The following is a 23677-nucleotide window of genomic DNA, read 5'->3' as shown; positions in this document are numbered from 1 at the left end:
CCTCATCCCCCCGGGGGCTCCATGTCCACTCTCACCCGATCACGACGCGTGCTCTGGCTCTTCGCCATCGCGGCGACCATCACGCTCCTCTCGACGACCGCACTGACCACCATGCGGGCCGAGTCCGCCTCGGCGCACGGTTCGGTCGTCGACCCGGCCTCGCGTAACTACGGCTGCTGGCAACGTTGGGGCAGCGACTTCCAGAACCCGCGGATGGCCACCGAGGACCCGATGTGCTGGCAGGCCTGGCAGGCCGACCCCGCCGCCATGTGGAACTGGAACGGCCTGTACCGCGAGGGTGTGGGGGGCAACCACCAGGCCGCCGTCCCCGACGGCCAACTCTGCAGCGGCGGACGCACCCAGAGCCCCCGCTACAACGCGCTGGACACCATCGGCGCCTGGAAGACCACAGCGGTGTCGAACAACTTCCGGCTCCGCTTCGTCGACCAGGCCCGGCACGGCGCCGACTACATCCGGGTGTACGTGACCAAGCAGGGCTTCAACGCGGCCACCCAACCACTCGGCTGGGGCAACCTGGAGTTGGCGGGCCAGATCGGCAACACCCCCGCCTCCCAGTGGAGCCCGGACCCCAGTGGTGTCTCGATCCAGATCCCGGTGAGCGCGCCGGGCCGCACCGGACGGCACATCGTCTACACCGTCTGGCAGGCCAGCCACCTGGACCAGTCGTACTACCTGTGCAGTGACGTCGACTTCGGCGGCGGATCGACCACCCCGCCCACCGACCCGCCGTCGACGACCCCGCCGCCCACCGACCCGCCGCCGACCACCCCGCCGCCGGCTGGGGCCTGCACGGCGACGTACCAGGTCACCGGTCAGTGGTCCGGTGGCTTCCAGGCCGACGTGAAGGTGACCGCCGGCGGTTCACCCACCAAGGGCTGGTCGGTGAGCTGGAACTACGGCAACGGCCAGCAGGTCACCTCGTCGTGGAACGCGACGGTCAGCACCAGCGGCACGCTTGTCACCGCACGTAGCACCAACAACAACGGCAACCTCGCCGCCGGAGCGAGCACCACGTTCGGTTTCCTCGGCTCGTGGAACGGCAGCAACCCGGTTCCGCTGGTCTCCTGTACGACGACCAGTTGATCCCCGTCCGGCGCCGCACCCGGGCGGGGGTGCGGCGCCGGCCGGCGGGTGTCAGACCAGGCAGTTGACGATCTCGGCTACCGAGCGGCGGCGCCCGGTGTAGAACGGCACCTCCTCGCGGACGTGCCGGCGGGCGCCGGAGGCGCGCAGGTCCCGCATCAGATCGACGATCCGGTGCAGTTCGTCGGCCTCGAAGGCGAGCATCCACTCGTAGTCGCCGAGCGCGAACGAGGCGACCGTGTTGGCCCGCACGTCCGGGTAGCCGCGGGCCATCTTCCCGTGCTCGGCCAGCATCTCGCGTCGCTCGGCGTCGGGCAGCAGGTACCACTCGTAGGAGCGGACGAACGGGTACACACAGATGTAGGGGCGGGCCTCCTCGCCGGCCAGGAACGCCGGGATGTGGCTCTTGTTGAACTCCGCCGGCCGGTGCAGCGCCATCTGCGACCACACCGGAGTCAGCGCCCGGCCCAGGGTGGTGCGGCGGAACCGCAGGTACGCGTCCTGGAGCGCGTCAGGGGACGCGGAGTGCCACCAGATCATCACGTCCGCGTCGGCGCGCAGCCCGGAGACGTCGTAGACGCCTCGGACCACGACGTCCTTGCCGGCCAACTCGTCGAAGAGGGACACGACCTCGCTCGTGACGTTGTCCCGCAGCGACGGCAGCGGGGAGCTGGCCCGGAACACCGACCACATGGTGTAGCGGATGCTGTCGTTCAGCTCCCGCAACCGGGCCGCGTTGGTCTGCTCGGTCATCTCGCCGATCCTCCCAGTGCTGTGATGATCTCCTCGGCCGCCGTCTCGCCGGAGCGGACGCAGACCGGAATGCCGACGCCGTCGTAGCCGGCGCCGGCGAGGACCAGTGTGGGGTGCGTGGCCCGCAGCGCCGTCCGCGCGGCGGCGAGCCGGTCGGCGTGCCCCGGCGCGTACTGCGGCAGCGCACCGCCCCACCGTTGCACGTGCCCGTCGACCGGGGCGGGCAGCGGGGTGCCGAGCACCGCCGACAACTCCCGGTGCACGGTGGTCGCCAGGTCCGCGTCGGGGCGCTGCAGGTGCGCCTCCTCGCCGTACCGGCCCACCGAGGCACGCACCAGCGCCAACCCGTCCGGCCGGCGCAGGTGCCCCCACTTGGTGGTGAAGAAGGTCGCCGCCTTGATCAGCAGGCCCTCGGTGCTCGGCACCAGGAAGCCGGACAGCTCGGGCAGTCGTGGCTGCGGCAGCACCATGGTGACCAGCGCGACGCTCGCGTAATCGAGCGCGCCGACGCCCGTCGCCACCGCCGGCGCGGGGCCGGCGAGCAGCCGGGCCGCCGGTCGCGCCGGCACCGCCAGCACCACGGCGTCCACGTCGATCAACTCGGGTTCGCGGGTCGGGCCGACGGTGAGCCGCCAACCGGTGCCGGTCGCTGTCAACTCGCGCACGGCGGCGTCCCGCCGTACCGTCGCTCCGCTGGCCGTCACCGCCGCCTCGACAAGGGTGCTCAGCCCACCGGCCAGGGTGCCGAAGACCGGGGCGCCCGGCGCACGCGGCGCGGCGGCCTGCGCGGCCCGGACCGCGCCGACCAGGGTGTGCTCCACCCGGGCCGTGCGGGCCAGCGCCGGCATCGTCGTGACCAGGGAGAGATCATCGGCGCGGCCCGCGTACACGCCGCCCAGCATCGGGTCGACAAGTCGCTCCACCACCTCGTCCCCGAAGCGGGACCGGACCAGCGCACCCACCGAGACGTCCGCGTCGGGCCCGACCAGCGGCCGACCACCGTCGGTGTCGGCGTCCGCGGCCGGGCGGGCGACCGTGGCCACCCGATCCAGATCCCCGGGTACGCCCACCAGGGTGCCGCCCGGGATGGGGCGCAGCCCCCCGTCGATGACCAGCGCGGCCTGCCCCACAGTGGGGTGCACGATCCTCTCGGCCAGCCCGAGCCGGCGGGCCAACGCCACCGCCGCGCTCTCGGCGCCTGTCGGGTCGCGCATCAGGAACGACTCCGCGCCGAACTCCACAGGCTGGCCGGCCAGCTCCCCGGTGCGCAGCTTTCCGCCCAGCGCGCCGGACTGCTCGTACACCGTGATCTCGGTGCCGGCCGGTGCGCGGTCGCGCAAGCGGACCGCGGCCGCCAGCCCGGCGATCCCGCCGCCGACCACCGCCACCCGCCAGGGCTGCCGCATTCCCGGTCAGCCCTGGTCGGCCCGGCGGCTGGACAGCTCGTGCACCAGCGCGACCACCCGGGTCAGCACCTCCGGGTCGGTTTCCGGCAGCACCCCGTGCCCGAGGTTGAACACGTGCCCGGGGGCCGCCCGGCCCTGCTCCAGGATGCGGCGCACCTCGGCCTCCACGACCGGCCACGGCGCGAGCAGCACGCACGGGTCCAGGTTGCCCTGCACCGCCTTGTCCGCGCCGATCCGGCCGGTGGCCACGTCCAGCGGCGTACGCCAGTCGACGCCGACCACGTCCGCCCCGGCCTCGCCCATCGCGCCGAGCAACTCGGCGGTGCCCACCCCGAAGTGGATCCGGGGCACCCCGGCGTGGGCCAGCCCACTCAGCACGGCGGTCGAGTGCGGCAACACGAAACGGCGGTAGTCGGCCTCGGAGAGCGCGCCCGCCCACGAGTCGAACAGCTGCACGGCGGACACGCCGGCCTCGATCTGCACCCGCAGGAAGGCCAGCGTCACCTCGGCCAACCGGCCGCAGAGCGCGTGCCACAGCTCGGGATCGCCATACATCAGGGCCTTGGTCTTCGCGTGGGTGCGCGACGGCCCGCCCTCGACCAGGTAGCTGGCCAGCGTGAACGGCGCGCCGGCGAAGCCGATCAGCGGGGTGTCGCCCAGCTCGACCACCAACTGCCGGACGGCCTCGTCGACGTACGAGACGTCGTCGCGGGTGATCCGGCGGATCCGCTCCACGTCGGCGGCGGTGCGGATCGGCTCGGCGACCACCGGGCCGGTGCCCGGCACGATGTCCAGGTCGATCCCGGCCGCGGCGACGGGCACCACGATGTCGCTGAACAGGATGGCCGCGTCCACGCCGTGCCGGCGCACCGGCTGGAGGGTGATCTCGGTGACCAGGTCCGGACGGCGGCAGGACTCCAGCATCGGCACGCTCGACCGGATCTCCCGGTACTCCGGAAGGGATCGGCCGGCCTGGCGCATGAACCAGACCGGGGTGTGCGGGACGGGCCGACGTCGGCAGGCCCGGATGAAGGGCGAGTCGGCCGGTCCGCCTGGGCGGGAATCTCCGTCTCGGGCGGCAGTGCCCGTGGTGTCCGTGGTCATCGCCGCAATCGTGCCACGCCCGCCACCCCCAACCGGGTGGGGGTGAGAGGAAGGGCACCGTTCCTTACGCCCGGCGCCCTTCACGAGCGTCGGCGCGCCGTCGAAGCGGGCGACGGACGGCGGCATAGGCTGCCGACATGGCCCCCCCGATCGCGCTCCCGGAGACGTTCGCCCGCGCGGTCGCCGGGCTGCGGTCGGCCGCCCCCCGGCCGGAGATCACCCTCGAGGAGGTCGGCGCCCCCCAGCGGCTGGCCCCGTTCGCGTTCGCGCTCGCCGCGACCGTGCTGCGCGACGACGACGAGGTGGCGACCGGCCGGCTGATCCTGCTGCACAACCCGGACGGGCACGAGGCGTGGCAGGGCACCCTGCGGCTGGTCACCTACGTGACCGCCGAGTTGGAGGTCGACCTCGCCGCCGACCCGCTGCTGCCCGGGGTCGGCTGGACGTGGCTGACCGACGCGTTGGACGCGCAGGACGCCGGCCACCGGGCGATCGGCGGGACGGTGACGCAGACCATGTCGACCCGGTTCGGCGATCTGGCCGGGCCACCGACCATCGGTGACATCGAGATCCGCGCGTCCTGGACGCCGATCGACGACGACCTGACCCCACACCTGCTCGGCTGGTGCGCACTGCTCGCCTCCACCGCCGGCCTCCCCCCACCCGGCGTCACCGCCCTCGCCGACCGCCGCCCCGCCGGCGCAGCCTGACCCCGCCCCGCTCCCACCCCCGTCTGCGTCGATCTTGGGGTTGTGGTGGGCGAGATGCGACTCGGTACGGCATTTGCGGGGCACCACAACTCCATGATCGACGGGGTGAAAGCGGGAGCCCGAGGACATCTTGTGGACACCTGGCCGTCACACGCCGGACCGGCTGCACCCGCCGGATCTCCGCGCGCACTAGGGTTGGCAGGTGACCGACGAACCACCCCTGCGCCGTCGGCCCACCGAGGAACTTCCGGGAAACGCACCCCAGCACCCGCCGTCGGCCCAGCCGCAGCCGGCGGGCGAGGGGGCCGACCCGGCCGACGGTGGGCCCGTTCCGCTGATCGCCCCGCGTGACGGCACCCCCGATCCGGTGGCCGCCCCGGCCGAACTCGCCGAGGTCGTGGCCCGCTTCGCGGCGGGCACCGGCCCCGTCGCCCTGGACGCCGAGCGCGCTTCCGGCTATCGCTACAGCCAGCGCGCATACCTGGTGCAACTGCGCCGGGCCGGTGCGGGCACGGCGCTGATCGACCCACTGCCCCTGCCCGACCTCAGCACGCTGGACGCGGTGATCGGCGAGGCCGAGTGGGTCCTCCACGCGGCCAGCCAGGACCTGCCCTGCCTGGCCGAGGTCGGGTTGCGTCCGCGCCGACTGTTCGACACCGAGCTGGCGGCTCGGCTGGCCGGTTTCGAGCGCGTCGGGCTGGCCGCGCTCACCGAGCAGCTGCTCGGGTTCACGCTGGAGAAGCATCACTCGGCCGCCGACTGGTCGAGCCGACCGCTGCCCGAGTCGTGGTTGACGTACGCCGCCCTCGACGTGGAGCTGCTCACCGACCTGCGCGACGCGCTCGACGCCGAGCTGACCCGGCAGGGCAAGTCGGCCTGGGCCGCGGAGGAGTTCGCCGCGCTGGTCCGCACCGGGGCACGCCCGCCGCGGGTCCGCGCGGAGCCGTGGCGGCGCACCTCGGGCATCCACCGGCTGCGGGGAGCGCGGGCCCAGGCCCGGGTCCGCTCGATGTGGTATGCCCGGGACCAGATCGCGGCCCGGCGGGACGCCGCTCCCGGTCGGGTGCTGCCCGACTCGGCGATCATCGCCGCGGCCGAGCTGGACCCGAAGGACGAGAAGACCCTGTTGACCCTGCCCGGTTTCGGTGGTCGGTCGGTCCGTCGGCTGGCCCGCACCTGGCTCGCCGCGCTCGACGACGCCCGGCAGCTGCCGGACGACTCCCTGCCGGTCTCGCCGGCCGTGGAGGGCCCGCCCCCGCCGCACCGGTGGGCCGAACGGGACCCGGTGGCGGCCGGTCGGCTGGCCCGCTCCCGGGAGGTCGTGATCCGCATCGCCGGTGAGCACAACCTTCCGCCGGAAAACCTGATCACTCCGGATTCGGTTCGCCGGCTGGCCTGGACCCCACCGGAGGAGATCACCGAAGGGTCGGTCGCGGAGACCCTACGCGGCCTCAATGCCCGCGAGTGGCAGATCGCCCTCCTGACCCCCGACCTAGCCGAGGCCCTGACCCCCACCCCAACCCTCCCCTAACCCACCCACCCCACCTCCCCGGCCCCCGCCGGCCCCGCCGGCCCCCGCCGGCTCCCGCCGTTGATCATGAAGTTATTGCCGTCCGCGCCGGCGTGTCGTGACAACAACTTCATGATCAACGGCGGGAACGGGGGCTGTGGTGTGGGGTGGGCCACAGCGGGCCGTGGGGACGGGGTTGGTTACTGGCGAGTAGCATCCGAGGGAAACGTGCCCGTGTCGGCGACCATCGTTCGGTCCTCCGTGCCGCCTGGCGCGACTGCCGAATCACGGTCGAATAGGAGGCTCAAGTGCCCCGTGAAGTTCGCGACGTCGTCTTCGTCGACGGCGTCCGTACCCCGTTCGGCAAGGCGGGTGGCATGTACGCCAACACCCGCGCCGACGACCTGGTGATCCGCTGCATCCGGGAACTGCTGCGTCGCAACCCGCAGCTGCCCCCGGAGCGGGTCGAGGAGGTCGCCATCGCGGCCACCACCCAGATCGGCGACCAGGGCCTCACCATCGGCCGCACCGCCGCCCTGCTGGCCGGGCTGCCCAAGACCGTTCCCGGCTTCGCCATCGACCGGATGTGCGCGGGGGCGATGACCGCCGTCACCACCGTGGCCAGCGGCATCGCCATGGGCGCGTACGACGTCGCGATCGCCGGTGGGGTCGAGCACATGGGCCGCCACCCGATGGGTGAGGGCGTCGACCCCAACCCGCGCATCATCGCCGAGAAGCTGGTCGACCCGTCCGCGCTGGTGATGGGCTCCACCGCGGAGAACCTGCACGACCTGGTCCCGCACATCACCAAGGCACGCACCGACGCGTTCGCGCTCGCCTCGCAGCAGAAGACCGCCAAGGCGTACGCCAACGGCAAGCTCCAGGACGACCTGGTGCCGATGTCCATCCGCGACGCGGAGGGCGGCTGGGGTCTGGCGACGGTGGACGAGGCCCCACGGGACACCTCGCTGGAGAAGCTGGCCACCCTGAAGACCCCGTTCCGCCCGCACGGCAAGGTCACCGCGGGCAACGCGGCCGGCCTGAACGACGGCGCCACCGCGAGTCTGCTGGCCGACGAGGCCACCGCCCGCGAGCTGGGCCTGCCGGTCGCCATGCGGCTGGTGTCGTTCGGCTTCGTCGGCGTCGAGCCGGAGGTGATGGGCGTCGGCCCGATCCCGTCGACGGAGAAGGCTCTGCGCCTGGCCGGGCTCAGCATCGACGACATCGGCCTGTTCGAGCTGAACGAGGCGTTCGCCGTGCAGGTGCTCGCCTTCCTCGACCACTTCGGCATCGCCGACGACGACCCGCGGGTCAACCCGTGGGGCGGCGCGATCGCCATCGGTCACCCGCTGGCCTCCTCCGGCGTGCGGCTGATGACGCAGCTGGCCCGCCAGTTCGCCGAGCACCCCGAGGTCCGCTACGGGGTGACCGCGATGTGCATCGGCATCGGCATGGGCGGCACGGTCATCTGGGAGAACCCGCACTGGACGGAGGGCGACAAGTGAGCGCACTGGCCGCACCGAACGAGGTCGTCACCCGGGCGCTGCTGCGCCAGGTGAACGTGCCGGGGCTGGACCGGCCCGCCGCCCTGATCACGCTGGACAACGGTTTCGACCACACCAAGCCGAACACCTTCGGCCCGGGTGGGTTGGCCAGCCTGGACGAGGCGATCACGGCTGCGCTCGCCGCGGACCCGGCGTTCATCGCGGTCACCGGCAAGCCGTACATCTTCTGCGTGGGCGCGGACATCGTGGGCCTGCCGCAGCTCGCCGACCGCGCGCAGGCGCTGGAGATCGGCCGGCTCGGCCACCGGGTCTTCGCCCGACTCAAGGACAGCACCGTCCCCACGTTCGCGTTCGTCAACGGCGCGGCGATGGGCGGTGGCCTGGAGCTGGCGCTGCACTGCCACTACCGGACGCTCTCCGGCGGCGCGGCGGCTCTGGCCCTGCCCGAGGTCTCCCTCGGCCTGGTGCCCGGCTGGGGCGGCACCCAGTTGTTGCCGAACCTGATCGGCATCCCCGCCGCGACCCAGGTGATCATCCAGAACCCGCTGATGCAGAACAAGATGCTCAAGCCGAAGCAGGCGGCCGAGCTGGGCATCGCGGACATCCTGTTGGAGCCCGCGGACTTCCTGGAGCGGTCCCTGGAGTGGGCCGCCGGCGTGGTCCGGGGTCAGGTCACCGTGACCCGACCCGAGGTCGACAAGGACATGTGGGCGGGCGTGCTCTACTTCGCCCGGGAGACGCTGAACCAGCGGCTGCACGGCGCGGTCCCGGCCGCGTACAAGGCGCTCGACCTGCTGGAGACGGCGAAGGACGGCGACTTCGCGGCCGGCACCGCCGCCGAGGACGAGGCCCTCGCGGACCTGGTCTTCTCCGAAGAGTTGCGCAGCGGCCTGTACGCGTTCGACCTGGTGCAGCGGCGGGCCAAGCGCCCGGCCGGCGCACCGGACAAGGGCCTGGCGCGGACGATCACCAAGGTGGGCATCGTCGGCGCGGGCCTGATGGCCAGCCAGTTGGCGCTGTTGTTCGCCCGTCGACTCCAGGTGCCTGTGGTGCTGACCGACCTCGACCAGTCCCGGGTGGACAAGGGCGTCGGCTACGTGCACACCCAGATCGAGAAGGCCGTCGTCAAGGGCCGGATGGACAAGGGCACCGCCGCCAAGCTGTACGGCCTGGTCAGCGGCACTGTCGACAAGAGCGCCTTCGCCGACGCCGACTTCGTCATCGAGGCGGTCTTCGAGGATCTGGGCGTCAAGAAGCAGGTCTGGGCCGAGTTGGAGAAGATCGTCTCTCCGGAGGCGGTGCTCGCCACCAACACCAGCTCGCTGTCGATCACCGAGATGGCCGCCGAGTTGGAGCACCCGGAGCGGGTGGTCGGTTTCCACTTCTTCAACCCGGTGGCGGTGCTGCCGCTGCTGGAGATCGTCCGGGGCGAGCGCACCGACGACGTCACCCTGGCCACCGCGTTCGCCGTGGGTAAGCAGCTCAAGAAGTCGAGTGTGCTGGTCAAGGACGCCCCGGCGTTCGTGGTGAACCGGCTGCTCACCCGCTTCCTCGGCACCGTCTTCGCCGCCGTCGACGCCGGCACCCCGCTGGACGTGGCGAACAGCGCACTGGACCCGCTGGGCCTGCCGATGCGTCCGCTCGCCCTGCTCCAGTTGGTCGGGCCGGCCGTCGCGTACCACGTGGGCGGCACCCTGCACGCCGCGTACCCGGACCGGTTCGGGGTCAGCGAGAACCTCAAGCGGATCGCTGACTCCGGTCGGCCGATCGTGGTCGACGACCAGGTCGACGAGGAGGTCGCCAAGCTGCTCGTGGTCGGTGACCAACCGCTGACCGCCGAGCAGGTACGCCAGAACGCGCTCGACGCGCTCGCGCAGGAGATCCGGCTGATGCTGGACGAGGGTGTGGTCGCCGAGGCGCAGGACATCGACCTGTGCATGATCCTGGGCGCCGGTTGGCCGTTCCACCTGGGCGGCGTCACGCCGTACCTGGATCGGACCGGCACCTCCGAGCGGGTCACCGGCCAGCGGTTCCTGCCGCGCGGTGCGGCGAGCCTGCCCGCCTGACCGAGCACAGTGCCACAGTCGCGGTGGTCGGTCCGTCCCTCGTGGACGGGCCGGCCACCGCGACCGTTTGTGATCAGGCGGTCGCCGGGCGCTGGTCACTGCGGGGGCAACGGTGGACTTCCCGCCGGGTTAGGATCACGCGTTTTGCACACCCATCTTGGAGCTGACTGATGTCCCAGCCGCCGGCCAACCCCTACGGCCCGCCGCACGATTCCCCCGACCCGTCGCAGCAGCCGGGTCAGCAGCCTGGCGGTTGGCCGCCGCCGCAGCAGGGGCAGCCGCAGCAGTCCGGTGGCTTCCCGCCCGCGCAGCCTGGTTTCCCGCCCGCGCAGTCAGGCTTCCCGCCCGCGCAGCCTGGTTTCCCGCCCGCGCAGCCTGGTTTCCCGCCTGGGCAACCGGGTCAGCCGTACGGTGACCCGAACCTGGCCGGTGGCCCGCCCCCGGCGAAGAAGTCGAACGTCGGCAAGATCGTGCTGATCGTGTTGGCCGTGGTGCTGGTGCTCTGCATCGGCGGCGTGGCGATCACCTGGTTCGCCGTCAAGGGGCCCGTGAACGACGCGCTCGACGCCACCAAGACCCGGGTGGTGGCGCCGGCCACCCTCGCCGGCCGGCCGAAGCTCACCAACCCGGAGCTCCAGACGGCCGCCGACCAGGCGGTCAAAGAGATGAAGACGGTGGCGCAGAACGAGACGAGCGCCGTCGCCGCCTTCTACGGCGACCCGACCAAGCAGGACCTCATCATGATCGCGGGCGTGTCCGCGCTGCTGACGGACCCGAAGAAGGAGCTCGACGCCTATGTGGACGGGCTGTCCAAGCAGCTGACGGTGGCCAAGATGACGACCGTCGACGCCGGCCCGCTCGGCGGTGAGGCGCGCTGCGGCGACGGCAAGGCCGAGACCGTGCCGCTGGGCATCTGCGTCTGGTCCGACCGGGGCAGCCTGGGCATGGTCGTGATGTACTTCAAGTCCGGTGACCAGGCGAAGGCCGAGTTCACCACGATCCGCGGTCAGATCGAGCAGCAGTCCTGATCCGTACGTGACCGGGGCCCCGGCCACCCAAGGGTGGCCGGGGCCCCGTGCCGTACGTCGGCGGTCAGGCCGGTTCGGCAACCTCCGACGTGGCGAGCGCTGCCGCCGCGGCCCGCGCCGCCGCGGCGGCCGCCCGCTCGGCGGCGTTGCCGAGGACGCAGAACTCGTTGCCCTCCGGGTCGGCGAGCACCACCCAACCACCGCCGGTCGGGCCGACGTGATCGGCGACGAGCGTCGCGCCGATGCCGAGCAGTCGCTCGACCTCCTCGGCCCGGGTCCGGTCGGCCGGTTGCAGGTCCAGGTGCAGCCGGTTCTTCACCGTCTTGCCCTCGGGCACCGCGATGAACAGCACCTCCGGGCCGCCTGGCGGCAGGAGCATCGCCTCCGGGTCGCCGGGGAAGTCGTCGGGATGCCGGGGGCAGTCGAAGACCTGCGCCCAGAAGCCGGCGAGGGCGTACGTGTCGGAACAGTCGATGCTGATGTTGTGGATCGTCGAACTCACAGTGGTCCTCCACGGTGGTGACGTGGTGCGGCCCCGTGTCGGGCGCGGCGCACCACTTAGGGAACTGGTTTTCCCTTCGAGTGGGCGATCAGCGCCCGACCCGTGCGGGGGCGCTCCGCCTCCGGGACGTCAGCCGACGCGGACCCGGGGCGCGGAGCCAACATTTGTGGACATCGACGCACCCCCTCCCATGTCGAGCTGACGACGCGATCGTGCCATCGGCCGAGCGGCGCGCGCAACCCCGTTCAGTCGGCGGTCACCACAGGGCCGGGCAGCGCCGGGGCGTCCGCCGACGGCAGGGTCACCGTCACCTCCAGGCCACCGCCGGGCTGCGCGACCACCCGTACGGTGCCGCCGTGCGCGCCGCAGACCGCCCGGACGATGGACAGCCCCAGGCCGGAGCCCCGGGCGCCGGTGCGTTCCCGGCCGCCACGGCGGAACGGCTCGAACAGTCCCGGCACGTCGGCCTGGTCCACCTCGAAACCGGTGTTCCCCACCACCAGCCAGGACCGGTCGCCGTCGGTGCCGGTACGCACCCAGAGCCGGCCGTGCAGGTGGTTGTAGCGGACCGCGTTCTCGATCAGGTTTCCGGCCAGTCGGTCGAGCAGCCCCGGGTCGCCGACCACCGGCGCGGACTCCAGCGACGTCTGCACCCGCAGGCCGATCCGTTCCACCTCGCGGCGCATTGCCGACAGCGCGTTGGCGGTGCCGGCGGCGAGGTCACACTCGGTACGCCGGCCCAGCTGCCGCCCGGTCTGCGCCTCGCTGCGGGCCAGCACCAGCAGCGCGTCCACCAGGCCGTTGGCCCGCTCGGAGGCGTCGCGGACCACTGTCGCCATCCGTCGGTACTCGGCCGCGTCCGCGTCGTCGTCGCTGAGCGTCACGTCGATCTCCGTCCGCATCACGGCGAGCGGGGTACGAAGCTCGTGCGAGGCGTTCGCCACGAAACGTTTCTGGGCCTCGAACGCGGACGCGATCCGGTCCAGCATGGCGTCGAACGTCTTGGCCAGTTCGGCCACCTCGTCGTCGGCGCCCGAGTAGCCGATCCGCTGGTCCAGGGTCGCCTCACCGAGCCGCTGCGCGGTCGCCGTGACCTGGTGCAGTGGGCGCAGCGCCCGACCGGCCACCGCGTACGCGCCGGCCACCCCGACCACGCTTATCGCCAACAGCGCGACCAGGCCCTTGGCCAGCAGTTCCCCGGAGGCGGCGTCGACCAACTGCCGCTGCCACTGGGCGGCGTCCATCTCCCGGCCGTCGGAGAGCAACACCATCGTGCCGGGCACCAACTCGTCGGTGGGTCGCAACGCGTCGCGCACCAGCAGCCAGGCCAGCAGCACCAGGATCGCTCCGGCCCCGATGAGCAGCACACCGTTGAGCAGGGTCAGCCGCAACCGCAGGGTGGGCCGCAACCGCCGGCTCATGCCCCTACCTCGGCGGTGCGGTAGCCCGCTCCGACCACCGTCTCGATCAGCGGTGGGTCACCGAGCTTCTTGCGCAGCGTCATCACGGTGACCCGGACGATTGTGGTGAACGGGTCGGTGTTCGCGTCCCAGACCCGTTCCAGCAGTTCCTCACTGGAGACCACCGCGCCGCGCGCCTTGAGCAGTTCGCAGAGCACCCCGAACTCCTTGTTGGTGAGGTCCACCGGCACACCGGCGCGGGTGGCCACCCGGCGGGCCGGGTCGAGCACCAGGTCGGCCAGTTCGAGCACCGGCGGCGCGGCCGGGGTGGCCCGCCGGCCCAGCGCCTGCACCCGGGCGACCAACTCGTCGAAGGCGAACGGTTTGGGCAGGTAGTCGTCCGCGCCGAGCTGCAACCCCTCCACCCGGTCGGCCACCGTGCCGCTGGCGGTGAGCATCAGCACCCGGGTCAACGCGCCGGACGCGGCCAGGTCGGCGCAGATCTGGTCGCCGTGGACACCGGGCAGGTCGCGGTCGAGCACCACCACGTCGTACCGGGTGACGAACGCCGCCTCGTGGCCGGCGTCGCCGTCGTACGCCACGTCGACGGCCATCCCCCGCTTGCGCAACCCGCGTGCGATCGCGTCGGCGAGGTTACGTTCGTCCTCGACCACCAGTACCCGCATCCCGGCCTCCTCGCTGCTGACCACCGACAACCTAGTGCCGGCCGGCAACCCATCGTCCCTCGCCGCCCGCTCCGGCCGGCGTTGCGGGCCACCGCGGCGTACGCGATGCTGGCCGGCGGCACCGAGCGACGGACGGACCTGGAATGACCACTGCGGCACCACCCACCCGACGGGACATCGCCTACCGGGGTTTCCACCTGCCGGCCGACACGGCCAGCGGCAGTGGCGACGGCCTGCGCGTCAGCGGTCGAGGGCTCGCCCTCGACGGCGTCGCCCGGCGGGGCACCTGGACGTCGCCGCCGGTGCCTGTCGGCTTCGCCGTCGCCGAGGTGGTGCCGTCCTGGACGGCGGACACCCCGGACGGCTGTTGGATCGAGGTCGAGCTGCGCGGCTGGCACGACGACGCGCCCAGCACCGACTGGTACCGGCTGGCCCGCTGGGCCGCCGACGACCGCACGGTACGACGCACCTCGCTGCCCGGGCAGCGCGACAGTGCCGCCCGGGTCGACACGGACACCCTGCTCGTGACCGGAGCGACGGTCACCGGTTGGCAGGCGCGGGTGACCTTGTGCCGGCCCGTCGGCAGCCCGACCGGCCCGGTGCTGGACAGCATCGGCACCGGCCCGGTGCTGCGCAGCATCGGCGCGGTCGCCACCGGGGCGACCCCGACCGACCACGGCTACGAGCGCGAGCCCGCCTCGAGCGCCGCCCGTGGCATCGTGCTGGACGTGCCCCGCTACTCCCAGCGGCTGCACGCCGGCCAGTACCCGCAGTGGGGTGGTGGCGGCGACTCCTGGTGCAGCCCCACCTGCACGTCGATGGTGCTCGCCTACTGGGGTGCCGAGCCGACGCCGGACCACTACGCCTGGGTGGAGCCGTCCGGCCCGCGTCCGGTGGTGGTGCACGCCGCCCGACACTGCTACGACCACGCGTACGCCGGGGCCGGCAACTGGCCCTTCAACACCGCGTACGCCGGTCTGCACGGGGTGGACGCGTTCGTCACCCGACTGCGGTCACTGGCCGAGGCGGAGGCGTTCGTCGCGGCCGGCATCCCCCTGATCGTCTCCGCCGCGTTCCGGGCCGACGAGGTGCCGGGGCTCGGGTACGACACCGGCGGGCACCTGATGGTGCTGGTCGGCTTCACCGCCGACGGCGACCCGGTGCTCAACGACCCGTACGCCCCGGACGACGACGCGGTCCGTCGTACCGTGCCCCGGCCGGGGTTCGAGGCGGTCTGGCAGCGCGGCAGTGGCGGGGTGGCGTACGTGCTGCGACCCGAGTCGGTGCCGCTGCCCCCGCCACCCGCCCAGGCGAACTGGTGATCAGTCGGCCAGTCTCCAGAGCTGGTAGGAGCCGGCCGCGGTTGCGCTGCACACCAGGTAACCGGTGGTCGCCTGACACTCCCCGGAGGCGTCGGGCAACACGTCCACGATGCGCACCTCTCCGGCGGCGATGTCCAACTCGCCGATGAGCACCCCTCCGTCGGGATGCCGGCGGATGCCGACCAGCCGGCCGCCGACACCGAGTTGGTACAGCTCCCACCGGCCCAGGTCGGCCAACTGCCGGCCGGTCAGCGCGTCGAGCACGATGTACTGCTCCATCGGACCGAAGCCGCTGACGTTGGCCATCAGCCGGCTCTCGTACGGCCAGCCCCACAGCCAGCGGTCACTGCGCCAGCGCACGTCGCCGGTCGCGGGGTCGAGCGCCTGTAGCTCGTTGCCACCGGTGCGGAGACACACGACGGGCCCACAGTCCAGCGCGAACTCGATCGGACCGCTCGCGCGTGTCCAGCGCCGCTCCAACCGGTCCAGCCCGTAGGCGTTGATCGTGCCCGAGCCTCTGTCGATGGCAAGCAGGAGATCGTCGATCAGCTCGATTCCCAGCCGTGCCGCGCTGGGTGGGCGCATCTCGGCACGAGCCAGCACCGCGCCGGTAGTGGTGTCGCGTACCTCGACCAGCCCGTTCGCCTGGTAGAGCACGATCCGGTCCACTCCGCGCCCGGTGTCCCGGAGGCTGATCTCGGCGGTGGTGGAGGGTAGCTGCCAGCGTACGGTGCCGCAGCACGGATCGACCGCGCGCACACTTGACGGTTCGGTCTCGCCGCCGTTCCGCAACAGCAGGTTGCCGTCGGTCAGCTCGTAGGTGACGCCCGGCTGCTGCCACCGGTACGCCCCGGTCGCCCGGTCCAGTGCGACGGTGCGTGTCTCCCGACCCTCCGGGCCGATCTCGAACCCGGTGACCAGCACCATCCCGGCCAGCGATTTCATTCCCCAGTAGCGGGCCTCCACCGACAGCGGCGCCTGCCAGACCGGCTCGCCGCCGGGCAGCCGATACGCGGCCAGCCGCCCCTGCCGTGTCGCGCTGTCGGTCGGCTCCATGACCAGGAAGAGGTCACCGTCGACCAGGACGTCGGACCCCGGCCGGGCCGGCAGCGTCACCGGGGCCCGCCGGGGTGGCGGCACGGCCGCGGCGGCGAGCGTGACAAGTGCGAGCAGCACGACCAGCGCGCAGCGCAGCGGGCGACCATGAGCGCGGGGTGGGCGGGGCAGCGGGTCCGGGTCCGGACCGTGCCGCAGCTCGCCGAGGTCGATCACCGAGTCGGTCACCGCGTCAACCTCCACAGCGCGGTCGTGCCGTCGAGGCGTTGGCAGAGCAGGACCGGCAGGGACGCCTGGCAACTGCCGGCGATGCCGGGCAGCACGTCGACGATCGGTGTTCGGCCGGCCACCAGGTCGAGCTCGGCGACGACCATCCGGCCGTCGTCGCCGCGCCGCACACCGACCAGCGGATCGTCCGGTCGGAGCACCGGCAGCAGGCTCCACTCGCCCAACTCGACGCGGCCCTGCCCGTTCGCCGCGTCCCACACCGTGTACCCCTGGCCGGGCACGGTCATCAGCAGTCGACGGTTCCGGACGTCGGCCAGGACTTCCTGGCCCGACGCCGACCACCGCACCGCGCCGGTGGCCGGATCGAGCACCTGCAGACCGCCGGTCTGCGGTACCGCGCAGAGCAGACCGCCGCAGCCGAGCACATGCGACACCAGCGTCACCTCGGCCGTCCACCGTGGCTCCAGGTCGGCCAGCCCGAAGCTCACCAGCCGGGTGCTGCCCGGCGGGACGAGCAGCAGCAGGTCGTCGACGACCTGCGCCCGCTGGTACGCCGACCGGTCAGCGGGCAGCGTGTCGACGCTGCGCAGCAGGTGGCCGGTGCCGGCGTCGTACACCTGCACCTCACCGGTCGGCTGCAGGAGCACGAACCGGTCGACCTGACCATCGGGGCCAAGGTGGTAGGAGGGGCTGGCGGATGACGGGATCGGCACCGACCAGAGCAGCCGGCCGGTGTCGGGCTCGATGCCGCTCATCCTGCCCGAGCCGCCCTCCCGGCTGTTGGTCACCAGCAGGCCACCGCCGGTTGCCGGCTGGAGAGCACCGGGACGCTGCCAGCGTTGCCGGCCCGTCACGGCGTCGAAGGCGGTGGTCTGGAACAACCGGTTCGGGGCGTTGACCGCCAGGGTCAACACCAGCCCCCGTTCGACCCGGACGTCGAGGTAGTTACCGGTGCGGGCCAGTGGCGCCTGCCACCGGCGCCGCACCCCGACGCCGGTCGCCGACGGCTGGGCGTACGCGGTCAGGAACCGGTCCCCCTCGGGCGCCGGCGGGTCGACCACGAAGACGCCGTCGCCGGCCAGGTACGCCGTGGACATCCGCGACGCCGGCACCACGCTCACCGTTCGCTGCGCCGTCGGCGTGGCGCCGGCCAGCAGCACCAGGCTGAGCACCAGCACCGCCGCGCTGCGCAGCGGTCGACCGGCGGCGCGCGGGCGACGAACCGGGGGCGCCGACACGGGCTCGTCCCGAACCTCGCCCAGCTCGATGATCGACAACGCCCGTCCCTCCGTCACCAGGTAAGGCTGGCCGACAGGTCACCGTCCGGCAAACCGACCGTCAGCGCACCGGCCCGGCAAAAGCGACGGAACCCCGCCTGTACGATGGCGCGTCGTGGCTGTGCCGGTGGTAGACCCTTCGCTGAATTCCCTGACCGACGCCGACCCGGCCGAGGCCGAGTCGACACGACGGCCTCGACGCCGTCCGGCCCGAGCCGACCTGTTGGCCCTCGGAGCCTATGTGCTGCTGGGCGTCTTCGTCTGCCTCAACTACTGGGGTGACGTCAACGGCCGGGTCTCCTCGCACCTGCCCACCGACCACAGCTGGTTCGAGTGGCTGTTCGCGCACGGCGCGTTCTCGGTGCGGCACCTGGAGAATCCACTGTTCACGGCCCGTCAGAACGCCCCGGACGGGGTGAACATGATGGCCAACACCTCGCTGCTCGGGGTGACCCTGCCGCTGGCCCCGCTGACCATGCTGCTCGGCCCCCAGGTGATGTATGCGCTCTACCTGGGCGCGGCACTGGCGGCGACCGCCGGCACCGGGTACTGGATGCTCTCCCGCCACCTGGTGCGCTCCCGGGCGGCGGCGTTCGTCGGCGGCGCGTTCCTCGGTTTCGCGCCGGGAATCATCCACCACGCCAACGGCCAACCGAACTTCGTGTCCAACTTCCTGCTCCCGCTGATCGTGGTGCGGGTGCTGACCCTGGGCGAGCCGGGCCGGTGGCGACGCAACGGGCTCGTGCTCGGTGCGCTGGTGGCGTACCAGATCTTCATCAACGAGGAGATGTTGCTGCTCACCGCGCTGGCCTGCCTGGTCGTCGTGCTGGCGTACGCCGTGCAGCGGCCGCGGGCCACCCGGGCCGCCGCCGGCACGTTCCTGGCCGGGCTCGGCGTCGCCGGCGGGCTGGCCCTGGTGCTCACCGCGTACCCGATCTGGTTCCAGTTCAACGGCCCGCAGTCCTACCGGGGCCTGCAGGGCGGCGTGTTCCACAACTGGGGCGAGGACCTGGTCGCCTTCGTCACCTTCGCCCGGGACACCTGGGCCGGTGACCCGGCCGTGGAGAAGACGATCGGCCTGACCGAGCAGAACACCTGGTTCGGTTGGCCGCTGGTGCTGCTCTCGGTGGTGGCGCTGGTGCTGCTCGTCCGCCGCTCGCTGGCCACCCGGATCGTCGCGGTGCTCATCGTGGTGTTCAGCGTGGCCGCGATCGGGCCGTGGGTGCGGTTCAACGGCGTGGAGACCGGTGTGAAGGGGCCCTGGTCGTACGTGTCGGACGACCTGCCGCTGGTCGAGATGATGATGCCGACCCGGTTGACGCTCGTGGTCGCCGCCGCGGTGGGCGTACTGCTCGCGTTGACCTGGGACGCCGCGTACCGCCAGGGGCGCCCGGTGGCCGACCGGCCGCGGGTGCCGGCCCAGCGCGCGGGCGAAGCGACCCCGGCGACGCCCGCCGAGCCGGCCGAGCCCGCCGCGCCGGGCGCGGTGCGCCGTCGGTGGCTGCGACCTGTCGGGTACGCGGCGGTGGCCCTCGCCGTGCTGCCGCTCTTCCCCCGACCGCTGCCCGCCCAGCAGATCGACCCGCCGCCGCACTTCATCACCGCAGGCGGTTGGCGGCCGTACGTTCCGGCGGGTCGGACCCTGGTGCCGGTGCCGATCCCGAGCAACGTGCACGGTCTGCCGACGCTGCGGTGGAGTGCGCTGACCGGGCAGGAGTTCCCCGTTCCGGGCGGCTACTTCATCGGCCCGAACGAGCTGGGTGAGGGGGTCTTCGGTGCGCCGAACCGACCAACCAGCTCCCTCATCTACTCCACCATGGACAGTGGCACGGTTCCGGCGCTGACCGACGAGAACCGCCGTCAGATCGTCGAGGACCTGCGGTTCTGGCGGGCCTCGGTGGTGGTGCTCGGGGCGCACCCCCGCGAGGCGGTGCTCCGTGAGCTGGTCACCGCCCTGCTCGGGCCACCGCAGCGGGTCGACGACGTCTGGGTCTGGGACGTCCGCGCCCTGGTGGCGTAGTCGACGACCGCGCCATCGGTCGGCTCAGCCGACGCGGTCCCGGACGTCCCACAACCACCCGCCGTCGACCGCTCGGCCTGGGCCGAGCAGGTCGTCGACGGTGCGGCGGACCGGGTCACCGTGCTCCAGTTGGCCGAGGACGACGATCGCGGCACGCCAGTGCCGCAGGTCCTTGACGGCCTGACGGCGGTCGGCGTCGGCGAGCACCGGCACCGCGCCGGTCTCGGCCACCTGCCGGAGCAGCACCGACGTGGGCCGGTCCGGCGCGCCCCAGCGGGCCGCCGGGTCGTCCGGGCCGCTGGGGCCGATGAAGTAACCGCCTGGCGCGGAAAACCCCACACCGGTACGGGCGGACCACAGCATCACCGGGCTGCGCGCGGCGCCGGTGACCGGGGGCACCGCGACCACCGTCCGGCCGGGCGGCACCAGCGGCCGCCAGCCGCCGTCGGCGATGAACGCCGGCACCGGCGCGACCGGCACCACGCGGAGCGGCGTCGGCAGCAGGGGCAGCAACGCGGCGGCGACCGCGCCGGCCCACAGCAGCCGCACCGGTTGGCCCGCCGCCACGTTCGGCCCGCGCGCGGCCCGGACCCGGTCCAGCGACAGCGCCACCAGCACACCCAGCACCGGTACGCAGACCAACGCGAACCGGGCCGGCACCGCGAGGTCGAGCAGCGGCAGCCCGCTCACCAGCCGGTACGGCCCCGGAATGCCGGTGGCCGCACCGTCCAGCCGCAGCTCGTCGCCGAGCGAGAGCAGGGCGAAGACCACGCCACCGGCGGCCAGTGCCCGGACCAGTGGTCGTCGCCACTGCCAGATCACGATCACCACGGCGAGCACCAGCAGGCCCGGGCCGAAGAACGAGTTCTCCTCGGTCGGGTTCGGCGAGAGCAACCCGGGCAGCCAGTCGTCGCCCAGCACGGTCTGCCGGGCCGACGCGGTGAACGACGCGACGTCCAGTTGGAAGCCCTGCGTGGCGAACGCCATCCCGGAGTAGTGCTGCGGGCCGTGGAACTGGAACCACAGCGGGTACGCCAGCGGCACCACCGCCACGCCGGCCGCCACCGCGAGCCGGCCGACCAGGGCCGGCGCGAGCCGCCGTGCGGCCACCCGGTCGGCGAGCGCGTAGGCCAGCGCGAAGACCCCGGCCGCGAGCGCCAGGAAGACCAGCACCTCCTCGCCGATGAAGACCTGCCAGACGAGCAGCAGCCCGAGGCCGGCGCCGGGCCGCCAGACGTCGTGCCGCGCGTCGCCCGCGGAGGGCCGGAACACCAGGGCGAGGATCGCGGGCACCAGGAACTGAGCGGCGATGTGCAGATGTGCGCCCGCCTGAGCGATCATGCCCGGGGCGAAGCCACAGATCAGCCCACCCACCGCGGCCGCGGCCCGGGTGCGGACCAGCCGGCGGCGCAGCAGCACGTACCAGGCGACGGCGGTCCCGGCGAGACAGCAGACGACCGCCACGCAGAACGCCACCTGCGAGCCGAAGAGCAGGGTGACCGGGGTCAGCGGGACACCCAGGCCGAGCACCGAGGTGTTCGCCATCAGGTTGACCCCGTCGGGCGCGTTCAACCCGGCGCTGTAGAGCGGGTTCTCCCCCTCGACCACCGCATGCGCCGCGTGGGCCAACATCCACTCGAAGAGGATCTGGTCACCCGCCTGGTGGAACAGCCGCTCCGGACGACCCCACTGCCCACTTGTCACCAGCACGGCGAGGCCCAGATAGCCGGCCACCACAAGCGCGTCCCGCAGCCAGGCCGGACGGGACCTGCCGACCGTCGCCGGCGACGAGGTGTTCGGGGACGTCGTCCCGGTGGTCATCAGACCGAACGGTCGCTGAGCGTCCGGACGTCCCAGACCCAGACATCCAACTCCTGGCGGCCCGGGCCGACCAGCTCCTCGACCGTACGACGCAGTGGCTCGGCGTTCTGCTGCCGCACCGGCAGCACCAGGATCGCCGCCCGCCAGTGCCGCAGTTCGTCGGTGAAGCGCCGCCGCTGCCGGTCGTCGAGCTTGGGCGTACGGCCGGTGGTCGCCACCTCCTCCAGCATCTGACCCACCCCGCTGGGACGACCGCCGAACCGGCCGGCGTCACCGGTGTTGCCGTTGCGGGGCGCGAGGAAGTAACCACCGGGGATCTTGAAGTCGAGGTTGGTGGCCGCCGCCCAGCGCATGCCGTGCGTGTTGCCCATGCTGGGCACCGGGATCGGCACCAACGTCTGGTCCGGTCCGACGTACGCCCGCCAACGGTCCGCCGTGATGAAGTCCGGCACCGGCGGTCGGGAGACCATGCGCAGTGGCATCGGCGCGATCGGCAACAGCGCGAAGGCCAGGCCCGCCGCGGTGAGCACCCGGACGGTGCGACGGTCGGCCGGACGCAGCGCCCAGGCCCGCTCCACGGCGAGCGCGAGCAGCAGACCGATCACCACGCTGGTGATCAGCCCGAACCGGGTCGGCACCACCGCGTCGAGCAGCGGCAGGTGGACCAACCACTGCCACGGCCCGCTGACCAGCTCCCGGTCCCACCAGGAGACCCGCTCGCCGAGGGAGAGCACGGCGAAGAACAGGCCGGTCACCGCGAGCGCCCGAACGATCAACTCCCGGCGCAGCCAGACCACGATGCCGATGGCGAGCAGCGACAGGCTCCAGCCGAAGAAGGCGTTCTCCTCGGAGTAGTTGGGCGCCAGGTTGATGTTGGCTCGCTGGTTGCCGCCGAGGGTGGGCGAGCCGGGGGCGAAGAAGGCGGCGATGTCGTTGCCGTAGTCCTGCACCGCGTCGCTGAGCCCGTGGTAGGCCATCGGCCCGGCGAACTGCACGTACAGCGGGTACGCCAACAGTGCCCCGGCCAGCAGCGCGCAGGTCACCACGCCGACGCCCAGGGGCCGCCACGCCGCCCGCCACCGGGCCGGCTCCTGGGCGAGCACCGCCAGCAGGAAGACGCCGCAGGCCAGCGCCGTGAAGAGCAGGATCTCCTCGTTGATGAACGCCTGCGCGGCGACCAGCAGGGCGAGCAGAGCCCCGTCCCGAACCGGCTTCTTGGAGCGGGTGAGCACCAGCACCCGCCACACGATGAACGGCAGCAGGAACTGACTGATGATGTTCGGGTGCCAACTGGCGTGGGAGAGCATCGCGGGCGAGAACCCGCAGAACCAGCCGCCCACCGCCGCCGCGAGCGGGGTACGCACCAGGTGGCGGGAGAGCATGAGGTACCAGGCCATGGCGGTGCCGGCGAGGCCCAGCGTGACCAGCACCACGAAGGAGACCGCCGGCCCGAAGAGCAGCGTCACCGGGACCATCGGGATACCCAGCGCCAGCACGGCCGTGTTGGCCATCAGGTTGACGCCGTCCGGGTAGTTGAACTGCTCGGTGTAGAACGGGTACTCGCCGTGCAGCACCACGCGTACCGAGTGGGCGAGGAAGAACTGCACCTGGGCCGGGTCACCGGTGTAGAGCGAGGCCACCCGACCGGACGGGTCCAGCCAGATCCGGCTGGTCACCCAGAGCGCGGCGAGCAGAAACAGCCCGCCCACCGCCAGGTGCTGCCGCCGCCGAGTCCACCGACGCCACCGCGCCCGCGTCGGCGCCGCGCTCTCGGCCGGCACCGCGCTCTGCGCCGGCGCCTCGGGCTCAACCGGTGCCTCGGGCTCGGCCGGTACCTCGGGCTGGGCCGGTACCTCGGGCTGGGCCGGTACCTCGGGCTCGGCCGGTACCTCGGGCTCGGCCGGTTCCGTGGTGGGGGCGGTCAGCGCGGGCGGGCCGGCGAAGAGGCCGACCGGTGTGCGGTAGCTCACCAGTTCGGCGGAGTCGGCTGCCGCCTCCGTGTGCGGCGCGGGCAGGGCGCGGGACTCGGCAGGCGTCACAGTCGGCGGAGTCTACCGGAGCAACCAAAACGCCCCAAAGCCCCGGTGGTGTCCATTGTGGTGGGTTGGGTGACGGCCAACGGAGGCTCCGCACCGGACATCTCGTACTATGGCGCTTTCCGACAGCGACGGCGAGGCGA

The 23677-nt window shown here is 72.7% G+C and carries 18 protein-coding genes; 8 read left to right on the top strand and 10 right to left on the bottom strand.

The window, feature by feature from the left end; genetic code table 11:
• The first annotated feature begins 21 nt into the window (after nucleotides 1-21).
• Complete coding sequence (locus ACLQ3B_RS31275; protein WP_425784268.1) at nucleotides 22-1104, top strand: lytic polysaccharide monooxygenase auxiliary activity family 9 protein; 1083 nt, start codon at nucleotides 22-24, stop codon at nucleotides 1102-1104.
• A gap of 51 nt (nucleotides 1105-1155) precedes the next feature.
• Here ACLQ3B_RS31275 and hemQ read toward each other — a convergent pair whose 3' ends face one another.
• The 3 genes from hemQ to hemE are packed head-to-tail and all read right to left on the bottom strand — an operon-like array spanning nucleotide 1156 to nucleotide 4367.
• Entirely contained in the window at nucleotides 1156-1857 is a 702-nt protein-coding gene (hemQ, locus tag ACLQ3B_RS31270; RefSeq protein ID WP_124815204.1) for a hydrogen peroxide-dependent heme synthase, read from the bottom strand.
• Nucleotides 1854-3263: a protoporphyrinogen oxidase gene (gene hemG, locus ACLQ3B_RS31265; RefSeq protein WP_425784267.1), complete on the bottom strand. Its 1410-nt coding sequence runs from the start codon at nucleotides 3261-3263 to the stop codon at nucleotides 1854-1856. The genes hemQ and hemG overlap by 4 nt, the downstream gene beginning before the upstream one ends.
• Nucleotides 3264-3269: 6 nt before the next feature.
• Nucleotides 3270-4367 (bottom strand): uroporphyrinogen decarboxylase, encoded by a 1098-nt coding sequence (hemE, locus tag ACLQ3B_RS31260; protein WP_425784266.1) that lies wholly within the window; start codon nucleotides 4365-4367, stop codon nucleotides 3270-3272.
• A gap of 137 nt (nucleotides 4368-4504) precedes the next feature.
• Here hemE and ACLQ3B_RS31255 point away from each other — a divergent pair, with 137 nt between their 5' ends.
• The 5 genes from ACLQ3B_RS31255 to ACLQ3B_RS31235 all read left to right on the top strand — a co-directional run bounded on the left by ACLQ3B_RS31255 (nucleotide 4505) and on the right by ACLQ3B_RS31235 (nucleotide 11186).
• Nucleotides 4505-5077: a DUF3000 domain-containing protein gene (locus tag ACLQ3B_RS31255; protein ID WP_425784265.1), complete on the top strand. Its 573-nt coding sequence runs from the start codon at nucleotides 4505-4507 to the stop codon at nucleotides 5075-5077.
• Between the two features lie 202 nt (nucleotides 5078-5279).
• Nucleotides 5280-6608, top strand: a complete 1329-nt coding sequence (locus ACLQ3B_RS31250; protein ID WP_425784264.1) for a ribonuclease D — start codon at nucleotides 5280-5282, stop codon at nucleotides 6606-6608.
• Nucleotides 6609-6895: 287 nt separating this feature from the next.
• Complete coding sequence (locus ACLQ3B_RS31245) at nucleotides 6896-8092, top strand: thiolase family protein (RefSeq protein ID WP_425784263.1); 1197 nt, start codon at nucleotides 6896-6898, stop codon at nucleotides 8090-8092.
• A complete protein-coding gene (locus ACLQ3B_RS31240) occupies nucleotides 8089-10158 on the top strand; it encodes a 3-hydroxyacyl-CoA dehydrogenase NAD-binding domain-containing protein (protein ID WP_425784262.1) in 2070 nt (689 codons plus the stop codon). Before ACLQ3B_RS31245 ends, ACLQ3B_RS31240 begins: the two co-directional genes overlap by 4 nt.
• Before the next feature lie 170 nt (nucleotides 10159-10328).
• On the top strand, nucleotides 10329-11186 hold the full coding sequence (locus tag ACLQ3B_RS31235; RefSeq protein WP_425784261.1) for a hypothetical protein: 858 nt from the start codon (nucleotides 10329-10331) through the stop codon (nucleotides 11184-11186).
• A gap of 64 nt (nucleotides 11187-11250) precedes the next feature.
• Here ACLQ3B_RS31235 and ACLQ3B_RS31230 read toward each other — a convergent pair whose 3' ends face one another.
• The 3 genes from ACLQ3B_RS31230 to ACLQ3B_RS31220 form a co-directional block, all read right to left on the bottom strand.
• On the bottom strand, nucleotides 11251-11688 hold the full coding sequence (locus ACLQ3B_RS31230; RefSeq protein ID WP_425784260.1) for a VOC family protein: 438 nt from the start codon (nucleotides 11686-11688) through the stop codon (nucleotides 11251-11253).
• 245 nt (nucleotides 11689-11933) lie between these two features.
• Nucleotides 11934-13109: a sensor histidine kinase gene (locus ACLQ3B_RS31225; protein WP_425784259.1), complete on the bottom strand. Its 1176-nt coding sequence runs from the start codon at nucleotides 13107-13109 to the stop codon at nucleotides 11934-11936.
• Nucleotides 13106-13774, bottom strand: a complete 669-nt coding sequence (locus tag ACLQ3B_RS31220) for a response regulator transcription factor (protein WP_112586810.1) — start codon at nucleotides 13772-13774, stop codon at nucleotides 13106-13108. Before ACLQ3B_RS31220 ends, ACLQ3B_RS31225 begins: the two co-directional genes overlap by 4 nt.
• Nucleotides 13775-13917: 143 nt before the next feature.
• On the opposite strand from ACLQ3B_RS31220, the gene ACLQ3B_RS31215 reads away from it, so the two are divergent.
• Nucleotides 13918-15096: a peptidase C39 family protein gene (locus ACLQ3B_RS31215; protein ID WP_425784258.1), complete on the top strand. Its 1179-nt coding sequence runs from the start codon at nucleotides 13918-13920 to the stop codon at nucleotides 15094-15096.
• Here ACLQ3B_RS31215 and ACLQ3B_RS31210 read toward each other — a convergent pair whose 3' ends face one another.
• Both ACLQ3B_RS31210 and ACLQ3B_RS31205 read right to left on the bottom strand, forming a co-directional pair.
• On the bottom strand, nucleotides 15097-16380 hold the full coding sequence (locus tag ACLQ3B_RS31210) for a PQQ-binding-like beta-propeller repeat protein (protein WP_425784257.1): 1284 nt from the start codon (nucleotides 16378-16380) through the stop codon (nucleotides 15097-15099).
• Nucleotides 16377-17675 carry a PQQ-binding-like beta-propeller repeat protein gene (locus ACLQ3B_RS31205; protein WP_425784256.1) on the bottom strand — a complete coding sequence of 433 codons (1299 nt, stop codon included), beginning with the start codon at nucleotides 17673-17675 and terminating at the stop codon, nucleotides 16377-16379. The genes ACLQ3B_RS31210 and ACLQ3B_RS31205 overlap by 4 nt, the downstream gene beginning before the upstream one ends.
• Before the next feature lie 109 nt (nucleotides 17676-17784).
• Here ACLQ3B_RS31205 and ACLQ3B_RS31200 point away from each other — a divergent pair, with 109 nt between their 5' ends.
• Nucleotides 17785-19677: a hypothetical protein gene (locus ACLQ3B_RS31200; protein ID WP_425784440.1), complete on the top strand. Its 1893-nt coding sequence runs from the start codon at nucleotides 17785-17787 to the stop codon at nucleotides 19675-19677.
• Between the two features lie 24 nt (nucleotides 19678-19701).
• On the opposite strand, the gene ACLQ3B_RS31195 is transcribed toward ACLQ3B_RS31200, so the two are convergent.
• Both ACLQ3B_RS31195 and ACLQ3B_RS31190 read right to left on the bottom strand, forming a co-directional pair.
• The gene (locus ACLQ3B_RS31195; protein ID WP_425784255.1) at nucleotides 19702-21498 is read right to left on the bottom strand and encodes a hypothetical protein; all 1797 of its coding nucleotides are present in this window, start codon (nucleotides 21496-21498) and stop codon (nucleotides 19702-19704) included.
• The gene (locus ACLQ3B_RS31190; RefSeq protein ID WP_425784439.1) at nucleotides 21498-23279 is read right to left on the bottom strand and encodes a hypothetical protein; all 1782 of its coding nucleotides are present in this window, start codon (nucleotides 23277-23279) and stop codon (nucleotides 21498-21500) included. Before ACLQ3B_RS31190 ends, ACLQ3B_RS31195 begins: the two co-directional genes overlap by 1 nt.
• Nucleotides 23280-23677 lie beyond the last annotated feature (398 nt).

Origin of the sequence: Micromonospora sp. DT53 (assembly GCF_049841535.1) — a bacterium.
Lineage (GTDB): Bacteria > Actinomycetota > Actinomycetes > Mycobacteriales > Micromonosporaceae > Micromonospora.
Note: the sequence above shows the minus strand (reverse complement) of the source record. Positions and strands in the feature narration are given on the sequence as shown.

Coding starts and splice junctions, on each gene's coding strand:
- ACLQ3B_RS31275 (WP_425784268.1), top strand. CDS start 22: ATGTCCACTCTCACCCGATCACGACGCGTGCTCTGGCTCTTCGCCATC.
- hemQ (WP_124815204.1), bottom strand. CDS start 1,857: ATGACCGAGCAGACCAACGCGGCCCGGTTGCGGGAGCTGAACGACAGC.
- hemG (WP_425784267.1), bottom strand. CDS start 3,263: ATGCGGCAGCCCTGGCGGGTGGCGGTGGTCGGCGGCGGGATCGCCGGG.
- hemE (WP_425784266.1), bottom strand. CDS start 4,367: ATGACCACGGACACCACGGGCACTGCCGCCCGAGACGGAGATTCCCGC.
- ACLQ3B_RS31255 (WP_425784265.1), top strand. CDS start 4,505: ATGGCCCCCCCGATCGCGCTCCCGGAGACGTTCGCCCGCGCGGTCGCC.
- ACLQ3B_RS31235 (WP_425784261.1), top strand. CDS start 10,329: ATGTCCCAGCCGCCGGCCAACCCCTACGGCCCGCCGCACGATTCCCCC.
- ACLQ3B_RS31225 (WP_425784259.1), bottom strand. CDS start 13,109: ATGAGCCGGCGGTTGCGGCCCACCCTGCGGTTGCGGCTGACCCTGCTC.
- ACLQ3B_RS31220 (WP_112586810.1), bottom strand. CDS start 13,774: ATGCGGGTACTGGTGGTCGAGGACGAACGTAACCTCGCCGACGCGATC.
- ACLQ3B_RS31215 (WP_425784258.1), top strand. CDS start 13,918: ATGACCACTGCGGCACCACCCACCCGACGGGACATCGCCTACCGGGGT.
- ACLQ3B_RS31195 (WP_425784255.1), bottom strand. CDS start 21,498: ATGACCACCGGGACGACGTCCCCGAACACCTCGTCGCCGGCGACGGTC.